General features: G+C 60.1%; 7 protein-coding genes and 2 pseudogenes. 4 read left to right on the top strand and 5 right to left on the bottom strand.

What is annotated here, in order from left to right; all coding sequences use genetic code 11:
* Positions 1-726: a guanylate kinase gene (gmk, locus tag ACQB61_RS09325; RefSeq protein ID WP_430512410.1), complete on the top strand. Its 726-nt coding sequence runs from the start codon at positions 1-3 to the stop codon at positions 724-726.
* A gap of 164 nt (positions 727-890) precedes the next feature.
* Here gmk and trmFO read toward each other — a convergent pair.
* Positions 891-2,350: pseudogene (trmFO, locus tag ACQB61_RS09320) on the bottom strand (methylenetetrahydrofolate--tRNA-(uracil(54)-C(5))-methyltransferase (FADH(2)-oxidizing) TrmFO).
* 552 nt (positions 2,351-2,902) lie between these two features.
* Between trmFO and ACQB61_RS09315 the strand changes: the two are divergent.
* Positions 2,903-3,235 (top strand): hypothetical protein, encoded by a 333-nt coding sequence (locus ACQB61_RS09315; RefSeq protein WP_430512409.1) that lies wholly within the window; start codon positions 2,903-2,905, stop codon positions 3,233-3,235.
* 280 nt (positions 3,236-3,515) lie between these two features.
* Here ACQB61_RS09315 and ACQB61_RS09310 read toward each other — a convergent pair whose 3' ends face one another.
* The 3 genes and pseudogenes from ACQB61_RS09310 to uvrA form a co-directional block, all read right to left on the bottom strand.
* Complete coding sequence (locus ACQB61_RS09310; protein ID WP_019966090.1) at positions 3,516-3,665, bottom strand: DUF1127 domain-containing protein; 150 nt, start codon at positions 3,663-3,665, stop codon at positions 3,516-3,518.
* A 513-nt stretch (positions 3,666-4,178) separates the two neighbouring features.
* Positions 4,179-4,328, bottom strand: a complete 150-nt coding sequence (locus tag ACQB61_RS09305; protein ID WP_019966089.1) for a DUF1127 domain-containing protein — start codon at positions 4,326-4,328, stop codon at positions 4,179-4,181.
* Positions 4,329-5,329: 1,001 nt separating this feature from the next.
* Positions 5,330-8,238: pseudogene (uvrA, locus tag ACQB61_RS09300) on the bottom strand (excinuclease ABC subunit UvrA).
* Positions 8,239-9,066: 828 nt separating this feature from the next.
* Here uvrA and ACQB61_RS09295 point away from each other — a divergent pair.
* Positions 9,067-9,642, top strand: coding sequence for a single-stranded DNA-binding protein (locus tag ACQB61_RS09295; protein WP_430512408.1), 576 nt, complete (start codon positions 9,067-9,069; stop codon positions 9,640-9,642).
* Between the two features lie 351 nt (positions 9,643-9,993).
* Positions 9,994-12,003, top strand: a complete 2,010-nt coding sequence (locus ACQB61_RS09290; RefSeq protein WP_430512407.1) for a L,D-transpeptidase family protein — start codon at positions 9,994-9,996, stop codon at positions 12,001-12,003.
* Positions 12,004-12,365: 362 nt separating this feature from the next.
* Here ACQB61_RS09290 and ACQB61_RS09285 read toward each other — a convergent pair whose 3' ends face one another.
* Positions 12,366-16,382, bottom strand: a complete 4,017-nt coding sequence (locus ACQB61_RS09285) for a HigA family addiction module antitoxin (protein ID WP_430512406.1) — start codon at positions 16,380-16,382, stop codon at positions 12,366-12,368.
* Between the last annotated feature and the right edge of the window lie 39 nt (positions 16,383-16,421).

The following is a 16,421-nucleotide window of genomic DNA, read 5'->3' as shown; positions in this document are numbered from 1 at the left end:
ATGGCCGGCAGCAAGTCCGCCCGTCCCGCCGGGACATCCGTTACCGCAGATGAGGCCGAGGCGCACCGCCGCGGCCTCATGCTCGTTCTGTCCTCGCCTTCTGGGGCGGGCAAATCGACGATCGCCCGCAATCTGCTGGGGCAGGAGACAAGCCTGTCTCTCTCCATTTCCGTGACGACGCGCCCGCGCCGCACCAGCGAGATTGACGGCGTACACTACCATTTCATTTCCCGTGAAAAATTCGAGCTGATGCGCGACCGGGAAGAGCTTCTGGAATGGGCCGAGGTGCATGGCAACTACTATGGCACGCCGCGCGATCCGGTGGAGCAGGCGCTGCGCAATGGCCGCGACGTGCTGTTTGATATCGATATCCAGGGTACGTTCCAGCTTTACGAGCGGATGCGCGAGGATGTGGTATCCATCTTCATCCTGCCGCCGTCTATCGCGGAGATGAAGTCCCGCCTGCACCGGCGCGCGGAAGATGCCGATGACGTGATTCAGAGGCGGCTGGAGACGGCCGTCGGCGAGATGCGCCACTGGAGCGAATACGACTATGTGGTCGTCAATGACGATCTCAGCCGTGCTTTTCTGGCCGTGCAGTCCATCCTGCGCGCAGAGCGTCACCGCCGCTCCCGCTCCGCTGCCATTGGCCCCTTTATTGAAGGAATGGTGGATGACCTGCGGCGCGAGCTTGGCGAAGCCGGCGTGGGCGGCGCCGAAGGCTGATCACCTGCTTTTCACTTGAAACGAAACAGGGCTCCGCATCCGGAGCCCTGTTTGTTTTATAAGATGTGAAATGATGTTTCTTCCGCGCCGCCCCGGCACAAGGCCGGGGCAGTGCGGAGTTTGATAGCGCGTGGGGGCAAAGTGAACCTCCGCCCCAGGTATCTTCAGCCCTCGAATTGCGGCAGGCCTATTTCCCTGGTCCAGCCGCCAAAATCGCTGCGGGCGCGCTGCGTCATGGCGAGCTTGCGGGCCTTGGCCTTTTCCGCTCCGCGCAAGCGCTTGCCATCCTCGCCCTTGTTGGGGGCTTCTACCGGCGGGAACAGCCCGAAATTGACGTTCATCGGCTGGAACGAGCGCGGTGCGCCTTCTTCCTCATGCAAGAGGTGCCCGCCGGTGATATGCGCCAGCAGCGCGCCCATGGCCGTGGTGGCGGGCGGTGGCGTCAGCTCGCGCCCCTGAGCGGCAGCCGCAGCAAACAGCCCGGCCATGCAACCGACGGAGGCCGATTCCACATAGCCTTCGCAGCCGGTGATCTGACCGGCAAAGCGCAGGCGCGGATCGGCCTTCAGCCGCAGCGTGCCGTCCAGCAGCTTCGGCGAATTCAGGAAGGTGTTGCGGTGCAATCCGCCAAGACGGGCGAAGACCGCATCTTCCAATCCCGGAATCATGCGGAAGATCTCGGTCTGCGCTCCATATTTCAGCTTCGTCTGGAAGCCGACCATGTTGTAGAGCGTGCCGAGGGCGTTGTCCTGACGCAGCTGCACCACGCCATAGGCCTTGACCGTCGGGTTATGCGCATTGGTGAGGCCCATCGGCTTCATCGGGCCGTGGCGCAGTGTCTCGCGGCCGCGTTCTGCCATCACCTCGATGGGCAGACAGCCATCGAAATAGGGGTGTTGGCCTCCCATTCCTTGAACTCGGTCTTTTCGCCTGCGATCAGAGCATCAATGAAGGCCTCGTACTGCGCCTTGTCCAGAGGGCAGTTGATGTAATCCTTGCCTGTGCCGCCCGGGCCCACCTTGTCATAGCGGGACTGAAACCAGGCCACATCCATGTTGATGGAATCAAAATGCACAATCGGCGCGATGGCATCGAAGAAGGCGAGCGAATTTTCGCCCGTGCGTGCCAGAATCGCTTCCGACAGGGCCGGAGAGGTGAGGGGGCCGGTTGCGATGATCACATTGTCCCAGTCCTCCGGCGGGAGGCTGGTCAGTTCACCGCGCTCAATGGTGATGAGCGGGTGAGACGTGAGCATCTGCGTCACTGCCTCGGAAAAGCCGTCCCGGTCCACTGCCAGTGCGCTGCCGGCGGGCACCTGATGGGCGTCGGCAGCCTGCATGATCAGCGAGCCTGCCTGACGCAGCTCCCAGTGCAGCAGTCCAACGGCGTTGTAGTCTGCATCATCTGAGCGGAAGGAGTTTGAGCAGACCAGCTCTGCCAATCCGTCCGTCTTGTGGGCATCCGTTGCCCGCACGGGGCGCATTTCATGAAGAACAACCGGTATGCCGGCGCGGGCGATCTGCCAGCTTGCTTCCGAACCGGCAAGTCCGCCGCCGATCACATGAATGGGTTTCGTCACGTGGCTCTGCCTGTGCTTGTGCTGAAAATGGGCTGGACCCGGCATATGTCCCGGCAGCCGGTCCTGCGGCGCCAGTCCGCGCTCTGCGGTCCTGCATCTGAAGCCCCTGATACCCGTATGACAAGGGCGATGCAACGGAAAGCAGCCGTTGATCCTGAGCCGGGGTGGTCTCTCCCGCTGGCAGGATGGGGGCGTTTGACCTAGGCTGTCCGGAACGTGGAGAGCGGGTGAGACGATTGGCGCGGACGGGCGGTGCTCCGGCTGAAAAGGAAAGTGGCACATGCAAACCAGGAAAAAGCACCTGCGCACCAGCAAGCCAGGACGTGTTCTTCACATGCTGCTGGCGGCCGCAATGCTGGCAGGCTGCGCTGCGCAGGCGGAACTGGGGCCTGAGACCTGGTATCGTGACCGCAAAGCGCAGCTCCCCGCGAAGGCAGGCTCTACATCTGTCACGGCTTCGGCTGTGCCTACACTGCGCCAGTGGATTTTTCCAGCGCAGACCGCCGGAAGCTTGCGTCGATTCTCGCCTCAGGCAAGGAATCGCCAGCGGCGGAGCGCAGGGCCGTATCCCGGGCTGTGCAATGGCAGGAGTCGCGCGTGACCGCAGCGCTTGGAACCACGCCGGATATTGGTGGCCTCGACATGCGCAACGCAGGTGTTCCGGGGCAGATGGATTGCATAGACGAAGCCAGCAACACAACGAGCTTGCTTCTCTACGCAGAACGCGAGGGGATGCTGCGCCATCACAGCGTTGTCTCGCCTGTGGCACGCGGCTTTCTGCTTGATGGCCGCTATCCGCATGCAACGGCTGTCCTGCGTGAAATGCGCAGCGGCCAGGCCCATGCGATCGACAGCTGGGTGCATGACAGCGGCAAGCCACCCGTGATCCAGCCGCTCGAAAGCTGGTTTGCCGCATCGGGCGGATGGTAGCCGGATTTTTTGGGGGGGATTAGAACGAGAAAAGCGCTCGCCGATGGGAGGAGGAGTTCGGCGAGCGCTCTTTCCAGAGCCGGTTCGGGAGGAGGAGAACCGGCTTGTTCCGGACCGCAGGTGGGAGGAGGAGTCCTTTGGTCCGGGAGAACTGAGGCACCGCTTGGCGCCCCGTTGTTGAGTATGTTGTATCGCGGGTCCGGCGATACCGCCATGCACAATTCTGCATGGCTGTCCTGCTTATGCTGCAGAGCAGCGAAAACAGGGCTGGGGCAGCGCCTTAGCGCATTGCCCCGCGGGCGACGGAGGCGATGTCCGCACGGGAGATGCCGATGTCGCTCAGCTCACGCGAGGACATACGAGCCAGCTCTTCATAAGTTGCGCGGTACTTTTTCCACGAGCGATACTTGGAGACGATGTCGTGCAGCATGATCTTATCCGTTCTTTGCTTTGTCTTTGAAGCTGTGGCAGCGCTCTTGTTGGCGTTGCATCTTGTGACGCTTATCTAGGCCTGTTCGCGGGTTTCAGCTATGGGGGCTTGTACATGCCTGCCCTGCAGGCAATGCAATGCATGATTAATGTGCATTTGCACAGGTGAAGGGCATATGGCTGGATTGTGGCAAATCCGGAGCGAGGTTGCCCTCTGCAGGGTGGAAGAGCGGCTCTACACCTGCCGTAGAGTTGGTTTCCAAAAAGGGGGCTTGGCGTTCCGGGCGAAGGGCCTGGCGGAAAGCAAAAAGGCCGCCAGCAAATTTGCGGCAGCCTGACGAGATCTAGTGATTTGATTTGAATGCAGTATCGAGCTTCAGACAAACGAACGCCCGCCAGTGGGAGGAGGTACTGGCGGGCGCTGTTTCAGCTAGCAGGGTTTGGGAGGAGAAGAACCCTGCCGGCACACAGTCACAAGGCTTGGGAGGAGGAGAGCCTGTGACCGCGATCTCGATTACATGCTGGCGCGGCGTGCGATGAAGCGGATATCGCCGCGGCCAATGCCCAGGTCGCTGAGTTCGCGATTGGACAGACGGGACAACTCGTCCACCGTGCGGCGGTAGTTGACCCAGGAATTGTACTTGCGAACAACAGTGTCGATCATTTTCGTGTTCCTTGAACCGTCTGGAGCGTCAGCCGTCGACCCGCGACCGTTTTGGTCATTGTGCGGTGCAGCGCCGCTCCGATGTCCAAGAGATAGTTCGATTTCGCATTTGCGAGAAGTGGAAGTTTGGCATGTCAGTCATGCGATTTATGCAAAGCGGAAAAACAAACGATGATGAGCGGTCCTCAGGCGCAATGAGCGCCATTTAAAACGATAAAAATGCAGAAATTCGCGCCGCAACAGGAGGCGTACAGATTGTCTCTGGTTGTGCCTCGGCTGTATGGCATCGCAAGGCCTGTGTTGCGCTGCGGCAGAGGCCGGTTTCGCGGTTGCTGCATGCGCTGTGTGCATGGCGCAGGCCGTAATGAAGAGCTTGCCAGAAGGGGCCGGCCTTTGCCTTGCGCAGGGTCAAGGTTCTTGCGGAACAGAACTCCTGCGCCTCAGGAATAGACTGCAGCATGAAGGCCGTATGCAGCCTTTCAAGCAGGAGGCCGTGGAGAAGCGCGCCCGCGTTGCCTCCCGTGCTGTCAGCTTGCGGTCGGAGTGTCCCGCAGTCTCCGCAACGGCGCCGTACCTTTGCTGCACTGCTGCAGGTGTCCGTGAAACGGGGCACGCAGACCCCGCCATGCAGGATTTTTGGGGCTGCGGCAGGGCGGGAGATGCCTGCATTTCCAAGACACGCCCGCCAGAAATCCGCCAAAAGCCTGAAAAAAGATCTGGCCGGCTCGCCGGGTCGTCCAGTCCTCCCGTACCGCCGATTCGGCCAGGGAATCAGAGTGTTGTTTGCTGTGAGGCGCCGGAATCTGCCGGAAAACGGGACACTGTAAGCCGCACATGCCGCCTGTCCGGCTCTTGCTGCGGCATCGGAGCTCATCTGAGGCGAGCCCGTTTGCAGGGCTCCGCATTGTTGCATCTGGCGCTGCGCAGAAGATGTATTGCGTTGTCTCGTCGTCCGCTCCGGGAAGGGGCGAGGCCTCCAGTCAGGGGCCTCGTCTTTCTTGTCATTCGGCTGCGACTGTCCGCTTCTGCGGCCGGCGCTCCAGCAGCTCCTTGAGGAATTGCCCGGTATGGCTTGCCGGATTGGCGGCCACATCCTCCGGACGGCCTTCCGCCACCACGGTGCCGCCACCGTCGCCGCCTTCAGGACCGAAGTCGATCAACCAGTCCGCCGTCTTGATGACCTCGAGATTGTGTTCGATCACCAGAACCGAATTGCCCTGCTCGACCAGTTCATGCAGCACCTCCAGCAGTTTGGCCACATCATGGAAATGCAGACCTGTCGTCGGCTCATCCAGGATATAGAGCGTACGTCCGGTGGAGCGGCGTGACAGTTCCTTGGCTAGCTTCACACGCTGTGCCTCGCCGCCAGAGAGTGTCGTCGCCTGCTGCCCGACCTTGATATAGCCAAGTCCCACCTGTGCGAGGGTTTCCATCTTCTCCCGCACTGCCGGAACAGCTGAGAATAAGCTCGCCGCCTCTTCAACAGTCATGTCGAGCACGTCGGCAATCGACTTACCCTTGAACTGCACTTCGAGCGTTTCCCTGTTGTAGCGCTGACCCTTGCACACATCGCAGGTGACATAAATGTCCGGCAGGAAATGCATCTCGATCTTGATGACGCCATCGCCCTGACAGGCCTCGCAACGCCCGCCCTTGACGTTGAAGGAGAAGCGGCCCGGCTGATAGCCGCGCGTCTTGGCCTCCGGCATGCTGGCAAACCATTCGCGAATCGGCGTGAAAGCCCCTGTGTAGGTCGCGGGATTTGAACGTGGTGTGCGCCCGATGGGCGACTGGTCAATATCGATCACCTTGTCGAGATGCTCCAGCCCCTCGATCCGGTCATGCGGGGCAGGGTTCTCGCGCGCACCATTGAGCCGCCGCGCAGCCGAGCGGAACAGGGTGTCGATCAGGAAGGTGGACTTGCCGCCCCCGAAACGCCGGTGATGCAGGTGAAGGTGCCAAGCGGAATTTCCGCTGTGACGTTCTTCAGATTATTGCCGCGCGCGCCGATGACCTTGATCTGGCGCTTCTTGTTGATCTTGCGCCGCTCTGTTGGCAGGGCGATCCCACGCGTCCCGCTCAGATATTGTCCGGTAAGCGAATTCGGGTCTGCCATGATTTGCGCCGGCGTGCCCTTGGAGACAATCTGGCCGCCATGGACGCCCGCACCGGGCCCCACATCCACCACATAATCGGCCGTCAGCACTGCATCCTCGTCATGCTCCACGACGATCACAGTGTTGCCGAGGTCGCGCAGGTGGCGCAGCGTGTCGAGCAGCCTTGCATTGTCGCGCTGATGCAGGCCGATCGAAGGCTCGTCCAGCACATAAAGAACGCCCGTCAGCCCGGACCCAATCTGCGAGGCGAGGCGGATACGCTGGCTCTCGCCACCCGACAGCGTGCCGGAGTTGCGCGACAGCGACAGATACTCCAGACCCACATCATTGAGGAACTTCAGCCGCTCGCGGATTTCCTTGAGAATCCTTGCAGCAATTTCCTGCTGCTTGCCGTTCAGCGCGTCATCCAGTCCATTGAACCAGGCCCCGGCATCGCGGATCGACATGTCCGCCGCATGGCCGATGTGTTTGCCACCAATCTTGACCGCGAGTGCTTCAGGCTTCAGGCGGTAGCCGTTACAGGCCGGGCAGGGGTGGTTTGACTGGAAACGCTCCAGCTCCTCGCGAACCCAGGCCGAATCCGTTTCGCGCCAGCGCCGTTCGATATTGCCCAGCACGCCCTCAAAAGTCTTCTTCGCACGGTAGCTGCGCACACCGTCGTCATAGACAAACTCAAGCTCTGTCTTGCCGGTGCCATACAGAACCGCATGACGGACGTCATCCGGCAGTTCGCGCCAGGGCATTGCCATGGACACCTTGAAATGCCGGCAGATGGCTTCCAGCGTCTGGGCGTAATAGGGCGAGGTCGAACCGGTCTTGGCCCAGGGCAGAACGGCTCCTTCGCGCAGCGACAGGCTCTGATCGGGCACCACCAAGTCGGCCTCGAACGCGAGCGTCGTGCCGAGGCCGTCACAGGACGGGCAGGCCCCGAAAGGATTGTTGAAGGAGAAGAGGCGGGGCTCAATCTCGGGGATGGTGAAGCCGGAAACCGGGCAGGCGAATTTCTCCGAGAAGATGATCCGCTCATGGGTCTCATTGCGGTTCTGCAGGACTGCGTCCTTGCCGGTGGCAACCTCCAGCGGCTTGTCCGCGAGTTCGGCAATGGCAATGCCGTCGGCCAGCTTCAACGCTGTCTCGAAGGAATCGGCAAGACGGCCTGCGATGTCATCGCGCACGACGATGCGGTCCACCACCACATCGATGTCATGCTTGAACTTCTTGTCGAGTGCCGGAGCCTCGGAAATCTCGTGAAACTCGCCGTTGATCTTGACCCGCTGAAACCCTTTTTTCATCAGCTCGGCCAGTTCCTTACGGTACTCGCCCTTGCGCCCGCGCACGATTGGAGCCAGCAGGTAAAGCCGTGTACCTTCCTCCAGCGACATGACCCTGTCGACCATCTGGCTCACGGTCTGGCTCTCGATCGGCAGGCCAGTTGCAGGCGAGTAGGGCGTGCCGACACGCGCAAACAACAGGCGCATGTAGTCGTAGATCTCTGTGACCGTACCAACCGTCGAGCGCGGGTTGCGCGAAGTGGTCTTCTGTTCGATGGAAATGGCTGGAGACAGGCCATCGATCTGGTCCACGTCCGGCTTCTGCATCATCTCCAGGAACTGGCGGGCATAGGCCGAGAGGCTTTCAACATACCGCCGCTGGCCTTCCGCATAGATCGTATCAAAGGCGAGTGACGACTTGCCCGAGCCGGACAGGCCCGTCATGACGATCAGCTTGTCGCGTGGCAGGTCCAGATCAACGTTTTTGAGATTGTGCTCTCGCGCGCCGCGTATGGAAATCATCTTGTCACGGCTGAGCCCAGTCAGGGCGGAAGACCCTTGTTCCTTGCTCTGCGGTTCGGCGGCGGCATCCTTGGCCATCGGTATCGTCCTGATCTTGCCCTGCGCGGGCATGAAAACTGGCAGCAGTTATAAGCGCCGCACAACAGGCCTCAACTGGCAAAATGCCGTGCGGGTGAGAATGTCCTGGCCTGAACAGGTCAGGTGGGGAGGATGCTCCTGAAGAAATCAGCCTGAGAAAAGCCTGCTCCGTCGTGATGGCTCGTGCTTGACCGGCAAGGACGGACCCGTCTGTCCGGAATGTTCCGTCTGTCTCATCTGCGGTCCTTCCTGCGCATCTTCAAGGGCAGACCTCTGACTGTCTGCGGCTTGGTCTACGTTTTTCGCGGGTCTTCCGGATTACATTTTGAGATGGAACGTAACAGGAACAAAAGATTGAAGCAAGCCGCATCGGTCTGAAAAGTTGCTGCTGCGCCCCTTTTTCGCGCGGTCTGCTCCTTTTACATCAAGGCGGAAAAACGGCGCTTGACGACGGGAACGAAAAAGGAACAAACTGCGCCCGATAGGGCTTCAAAGCGGCCAGTTTTGTGGACAACGCGGTGCGGCGGGGCAGAATGGTTCGCTTGAGGCGTCAAGAGGCGTTAGGGTCACCCGATCAACCGGTTTCTGCTGCCGTCCAGAAGGACGCCTGATCTGGCTCTTGGGGCCGGAACAGGTTTGTTTTCTGGCTGTTCTTGTGAGTAGCGGGCAGGCGCAGGTCGGTGCCAGCCTCTGGCTGTGCCCATGCCGGAATTCGACGACGAACGACAGACAAAAGCAGGAGCCACTGGTATGGCGGGTAGCGTGAACAAGGTCATTCTGGTTGGCAATCTGGGGGCGGATCCCGAGATCCGCCGCACGCAGGATGGCCGTCCCATCGCCAATTTGCGCATTGCCACGTCCGAGACGTGGCGTGACCGTGGGTCGGGCGAGCGGCGCGAGCGCACCGAGTGGCACCGGGTGGTGATCTTCAATGAAGGCCTTTGCAAGATTGCCGAGCAGTACCTGCGCAAAGGCGCGAAGGTCTATATCGAAGGTCAGCTGCAGACCCGCAAGTGGCAGGACCAGAGCGGACAGGAGCGCTTTTCCACCGAAGTGGTGCTGCAGGGGTTCAACTCTGCACTGACCATGCTCGATGGGCGCGGCGAAGGCGGCGGCAGCGGCGGTGGCGGCGCACTGCCGGATTACGGCTCAGGCGGCGGATATGACGGTGGCTCCAGCGGCGGCGGCAGCTACGGTGGTGGTTCCGGCGGCGGCTACGGTGGCGGCTCCAGCGGCGGTGGCGGTTATGGCGGTGGCTCTTCCGGCGGCTCGGGTGGTCCGGCCGGCGGCTATGGCGGCGGCATGGACGACGAGATCCCGTTCTGACGCAAGGTTGCGGAAACCTGCGTATGGCCGCTGCTCATTGCTGCGCTTGCAAGGCGCTCCCAGGCAGCGGCAGGCATACGCTTCAAACTGTTGTGAAGGTTGGGTTTCATTAACCATCTGGTTGCTGCTGGCAGAGTAGCCTTGCTCTCTGCCAGCGGAACAGTCTGCAGGGTCTGGGCGTTCGTATGCCGTGCTCAATCGGCCGTCCGGCGTTCCTGTGACAGTGGTCACAGCAGCAATATCGCGAACCTGCGAGGCTTTGCGGACTGCCCCGGCATCGTTGAGCGGATTGGCCCCGGGGGCGAGTGGCCGGTCCTCATCTGATTTCGAGCTTTGAGGCCTTTTGAGACCATGCGCCATACGCATCAGCCCGCACGTTTCCTCTCCACACTTCTGGCAAGCGCTGCCATTGCTTCCCTGACGCTGACGGCCAGTGTTCAGCCTGCGGATGCGTTTCTGGACCGGATTTTCGGCGGACGCTCCGTGGAAGAGCCGCAGCCTGTTCAGCCGGCACCGGCGCCGGTGCTGAACAAGGCCGTGATTGCCGCCAACAAGGTTTCCGCCCCGAAGTACTATACCTACAAGGCCGATCAGCTGACGGCCTTCAACCTCAAGGCCATCGCCCAGCGGCCAGCTCCCGCACCACGGGCGCCTGTCATTGCCGCGCCGGATCAGCCGGTTGCCCAGCAGCCTGGTGCCGGCTTGTCGAGTGTCGGCGCGTCCGGTGCTGATGTGACTGCAGCAGTGCCCGACACCTCGTCTTTCGTGGCTCAGCCCGCACCCGTGCAAGACCCCGCCGCTGAAGCTTTCGAGGCTTCGCGTCCGGCGCTTGCCGTGTTGAATTTCAAGGCCTTGCCTGAGGTGGCCAAGGCTGTGGAGGCGTTTTATTCTGCCGATCCGCGTTTCGTCTGGGTGGAAAACGGGGCGCCCGGCGCCCGGTTTGCCGCGCTGAGCGGGGAGCTGGAGCGGGCAGGGGACTTCGGGCTTGATCCGGCCGATTATGTCGTCGAGGCGCCGGTTCTGGATGGCCTGGAGCCTGAGGCCCGCGATGCGGCCCTCATGAATTTCGAGGTGAAGGCCACCGTGGCTGCGCTCAGCTACATGCTGGATGCGCGCCGTGGCCGGGTCGACCCGAACCGCATTTCAGGCTATCACGACCTGCCACGCCACAAGGTGGATCTGGTGAAGCTGGCCGGAGAGCTGGCTGGCGCGCCGGATGCCGGTCAGTTCTTGCGGGCGCAGCAGCCTGCTTCGCCGCAGTTTGCCGCGCTGGTTCAGGAGCTGGCGCGGCTGAAGCGCGAGACTTCCGATACCCCGCAGGTGGTGATCGCGCCGGGCACGCTGCTGAAAGCCGGCAAGTCCAGCCCGGAGGTGAAGAATGTGGTCGCCGCCATCCGCCTGCGCGGCTCCGCCGCCCTGCTGGAGGCGCACAAGGACCTGCTCGACACCTACATGGACGATGAGCTTTACAGCGATGCCATCGCTGATCTGGTCAAGGCCTATCAGGCCGAGGCGGGCCTTCATGCCGATGGCGTGGTGGGCGCGGGCACCATTCAGTCGCTGACGGGTGAGAGTAACGCCTCGAAGATCGCCAAGGTGGAACTGGCGCTGGAGCGGATGCGCTGGCTGCCGGAAGATCTGGGCGCGCGCCGCGTCTTCATCAACCAGCCCGCCTTCACGGTGGCCTATTTCGAGCCGGGCAAGGCGCCGCTGGAAATGCGCGCGGTCATCGGCAAGAAGTCGAACCAGACCAATTTCTTCTACGACACCATCGAGACGGTGGAATACAACCCCTATTGGGGCGTGCCCTATTCGATCATCGTCAATGAGAAGCTGTCGAAGCTGCAGCAGGATCCGGCATGGCTCGACAAGGCCGGTTATGAGGTGACGACGGCGGCGGGCAAGCCGGTTTCCTCGGCCAGCGTCGACTGGCATGCGGTGGCGACCGGCAAGATGCGGGTCAACGTGCGCCAGCGTCCGGGCGATGACAACGCACTTGGCGAGCTGAAGATCCTCTTCCCCAACAAGCACGCCATCTACATGCATGACACGCCGTCACGCTCGCTGTTCAAGAAGGACATGCGCGCCTTCAGCCACGGCTGCGTGCGCCTTGCCGACCCGCGCGCCATGGCCGCCGCCGTGCTGGGCACCACCGAGGCGCATGTGGCCAGCCGCATCGCCACGGGCAAGAACAACTCGGAAGATGTGGGCGGCAACATCCCGGTTTATATTGCCTATTTCACCGCCTGGCCGCAGACGGATGGCAGCATCGGCTATTTCGGCGATGTCTACGACCGCGACGCCTACCTGCAAAAAGCCCTCGAGGCCACCCGCAAGGCGCGGGGAACGGCGGACAGCTGAGGTCTGAACGCATAGAACTCGTGAAGGCGGCCCAACCGGGGCCGCCTTTTTCTTGCGGGGGCAGGGTGTCAGAATGGCCTGATGTGACTTTGCCCGTCAGATCTAATTCAGCTTAAAGTTCGTTCTGGCCGTGTCGAAACGATCAGAAAATGAAGCAAAGTCGTTTTATTTAGAACCGGACATATCTCTTTTTAAATGTAGGAGCGGAAGTAGCCTTTTACGGGGTCCTTTAAGTCAGCCCAATATGAGATGACCCTTGGTAACGACAACTGGCATATTAGATCAGTGGCGGAGACGTCGACGGATCCCCGCTTCATTGTCTTCCCGGTCGGCTTCGTGCTGGTAGGTATTCACCATACCCATCAACAATGTTGACGACACGAACGGATGGCTGAACTGGATCGCCTCCGCCCATTTGCGGTACTTGTTCGCCAACTCGCGTTCCTGACCGCCGCCTTCTCCGCGCCAATGAACGCCGCGTGCATTATAAAGCCCCGTGTGTGCACCACGCGAAATTTCCTCAGACTGCAGTTCTTCCATAACGTCGCGAACAGGCTCGCACGGCCAATTTCCGTCAGTATCGGGGGAGCACTTGAAAATAGCTTGCCAAGGGAGATGTCACAAACCGCCAGCCGGTCCAATTCAGCCGCCAGTTTTCGTACCTCGCTTACCCACTTTGCAAGGTTCTCCTTTCTAAGCTCACCCTTTTTGTCGTGTCCCGGTATCCGCTTGATGCCTTCAAGTAGGCGATACCCACGCATCGCCAAATCTTCTCGTCCTTCGGGCGTTCGAAATTTCTCTGGGTCTTCCTGACCGTCGTTCCGGCGGTACGCCCAGGCCAGCGCCTGCACATACATTTCCGGGTGCGCTTCAATGTAAAGCTCAAGATTCGGGATGTGCTGTGTTTCGTTACCAAAGGCGCGGGACAAGACCTCGATATACGCGAACTCCAGCCCTGCCTTTTCCTCAAGCGTGACGTCGGCATTGCGATCCAGCAGTGAGAACGCGGTCTTGATGTCGTATTCTTGCAACTGATACTCGCCCGGCTTATCCTTTCCGTCCTTGGCTATGCCAGAGAGCATCCGATACAGTAGAGTCGGGCTGATCGCATCAAGCTTGAAGCGCACGGCGGCAAAAGCAGCGCGTGGCCTTTCTGCTTTCAGCATACGCTCAACTGCTTCGTTGTTCTCTCCCTCAGGCTCGAAGATCCATTCCGGGTTTACGTCCTGCCAGTAGCCTTGGCGTCCGACTTCGGAAAGCGCATCGACAATTGTCCACGTTCCCGAATTGAAAGGTGACAGCAGCAAGAGCCTGATTAGGTCACCCTCCGATAGCAATGACCTGACCGTCGCGAAAAAGGCAGCCCGATCTTCAACCGTCATGGCGCGCAACGCGCCGAAAATCAGGTTCTTCCTCTCGGCCGATAAGTCGTTTGATCCCGGCTGATGCGCTTCCATGATCAACTTGGCCTTATCGTTGCTGCTGAGGACGCTGCGGATCATATGCCACCCGATCTGACTTTGCGCCTTCCCCTGTTTCGCAAGCGCGAATATACCATCCATACCTTGCTCGGTGAAAACCTCCTTCAAGGCGGCTACACGCAGTTGTTCGACACGCTCCTCACGCTTGCGAAAATCCAGCTCATCATCATCCAGTTCATCGGCAGATTCCTCGACCCATGACTGGCGGAAAAGCCATTCATGTTTGTTGGCAAGGTCGGTCGGCTCCATCGCTGCATAGACAGCCTTTGCCGTCTTGGTCAGTGTAGCGAAACCCTCATCCTTTGCTCTCCTGCGTCCACGGTGGGACAAGACGGTAACCCGAATTTTTTCGCGCACCTTCGCGATGTCCGGATCGGACGCGCTCCCCTTCCATACCTCAATGAGCTTCCAGACACGCTCCTGATCCTCACTGGCAAGGCCATGCAGCCGATCGACGAGGTCGCACAGCATATCTGCCGTATAGGTCGGGCGGGTAAGCGACAGCTCGACCATCTCGCGAACGAACGCGTGAATGGGTCCCATGAGCTTGAACGGCTCACCAAAACCGTAGCCGTCAGGGCGCCATTTTGGCTTGTGGCTGTAATCGCCTACGCTGTTGCCGTGATGGCCGAACTGGTCGACGCAAACCTTCCAACCAACCGACGGAAACTTCTCCAACAGTGACACTAGCGCTTTCAGGCGCTGATCGTGGTCGGCCGCGGTCTGGGGCATCCATGCGCGAAAGATTGTTTCCAGCGACGCGATCGGCTTATTCCCATGATTGTCGTTGATTTCAACGCAGGCCAGTCGGCCAAGGATCAAGACCGAGCGCGCCAACGTTGCGGGGTTCCAAGCCAGCCCTTCCAATGCCCACAGAAGCCCGACGCGCGAACTTTGGAATCCGAACAATCCCGCCTCGATCGGCTTGAGGATCGATATCGACGCCGGCTGTGCCGTCTTCAGGTCACGCTCGAAAATCTTCAGGAACGTCTCAGGGGCAGCTTCCGCATATACGGGAAGGTCTCGCTCGTTGGCCTCGATCTTCCGCGTCGAAAGCGGCTCCAGCAGCTCCGTCACAAGCATTGATGCAGCAACTTCGCCGTCGAAGCCGAGGCGCTTCTTGAACAGGTGATTGCCATGAACGGCCAGTAAAACCAGCGTCTCCGAGATGCCATCGCGCAGTGCCCCCGAAAACTCCCGCTGCTTTCCATGTGACGCCGCCGCCCAACGCTCTTTTTCAGGTAGATCGAGCGCCGGATCGTCTTCGCCCAATACCACCTTGGCCAAGTCAAGGTACCGCTTAAGGTCAGCCAGGGTAGTCACCTTGGCGATCGCAAACAGCGCATCGATTTTTGAAATGATCCCGCGATAGCCTCCGATGGACCAAATCGGTGCGTCATTGAGTGCTAGCAGTTCCTGAATGCGACGTTCCAGTTCTTCGTAAGGTATGTCCCCAGCCAGCAGGCTTAGGGCAATCTGGTCTGACTCGTTGTCAGCATTCCATGCACCAACGAGCATAAACGGCACCAGCAAAGACGCGATATTATTGTCCGCAGCCCATTCCGGCGTTCGGACGGCTTCGACATTGGACAACTGACGCCGAAGGACCGTTAGCGAACGGCCGGACGCATTTGCGTGTTTCGTAATGTCGTCGCGGTCATACCCCATCGCTTCCAGCCCCGCGCGGAATGCCTCGTAGCCAAGCGGTTCAAGGATGATATGCGGTTCCGAGTTCGTGGCGTTTCGCGGATAAAGGACGATCGATTTAAGTGAATTGGAATACGGTGCCAGTTCGCGTTCTACGTCCCGCGAATGAATGACCGCAATAAAGTCCTTCGACCCCTGCGCTAGCATAGGCAAAACACCGACCTGATCGAACACTAGTGCACGATCCCGCCCCTCGGTCAGCTCCGGATCGGAAAACAACTGACTCAAAAAGGCCAGCGCTTCTTCCACGGAGTCGCCGACGATAACCATCGGCTCCGAGGCAGGCAGAGCAAGGAACCCCTTGAATTTATCACGTGCGATATTGATCGCTGTTCTAAACAGACTGCCATCCAGCGCAGGTTTCGCGACATTCGCCCAATCACTCCAACATTTGTCCAGCGACCGGACACCTTGCGATGGGCGCTCAGTTTCGTTGGCAAACCATGCCTGACCAGCAAGCGACTGCTCCATCCATTGCTCAAGATCGCTTGCGTCGTAAGCACGGACATCCTTCCACTGCTTTTTGGCCTTCATGTCCGCGATCCATTTCGCTTTGCCTGGCCACCTGCGTGGCGTGACGAAAACAAACGTGATCTGATCGCGGTCAGCTTTTCGCTTGTAGGCCCTCACACTCTTGGCGAAGTCGCGGTCGGCCTTGGTCTTCGGCTCCTCGTTGACGCCGAACTCCCAACCCGTGGTTCCAGCCGGAATCCACGGCGTTCCGTTCTTCGCTTCCGTCCAACCGTCCCAACCGGCGCGCTCCGCATCGTCGTTGCCGGGGAAGTCGACTTTTTCGAGCCCGCTCCCCGTGGAATTCACCAACGTTCTCAGAAAGACCGACAGCCGCGCTCTTGCTGGAATGTTGTGATCGACCCAATTGGCCACGTCATTGGCCTTAAAGCTCAGAAAAGGGGGCACATATGCCTTGGCACTCGTTGGCGCCGACTTCGTTTTTGTTCCATGCGCGTCAAAGGCGGCCTGCATCTTTAGAAGTGTCGCGGCAGGCATTCCAAATGCCGTCTCGATCCGCGCCGCCATATCGGGGGTAGTCGAAACCTTCCCGTTCAGGAAATTAGATACACTAGGTCGGCTGATGCCGATCAGTTTCGCAGCGTCGGTGACGCTGATCTTGCGGGGCGTCAAATATGTCATCCGGACGTGCTGTCCGGGATGGATGGGTTCATCGATCATGGATGGTTCTTTCAAAAATTTAGCTAAGCATAATCGAGT

The organism is Pannonibacter phragmitetus, assembly GCF_050510895.1.
GTDB lineage: Bacteria > Pseudomonadota > Alphaproteobacteria > Rhizobiales > Stappiaceae > Pannonibacter > Pannonibacter phragmitetus_B.
This window is presented reverse-complemented; position numbering and strand designations above follow the sequence as displayed.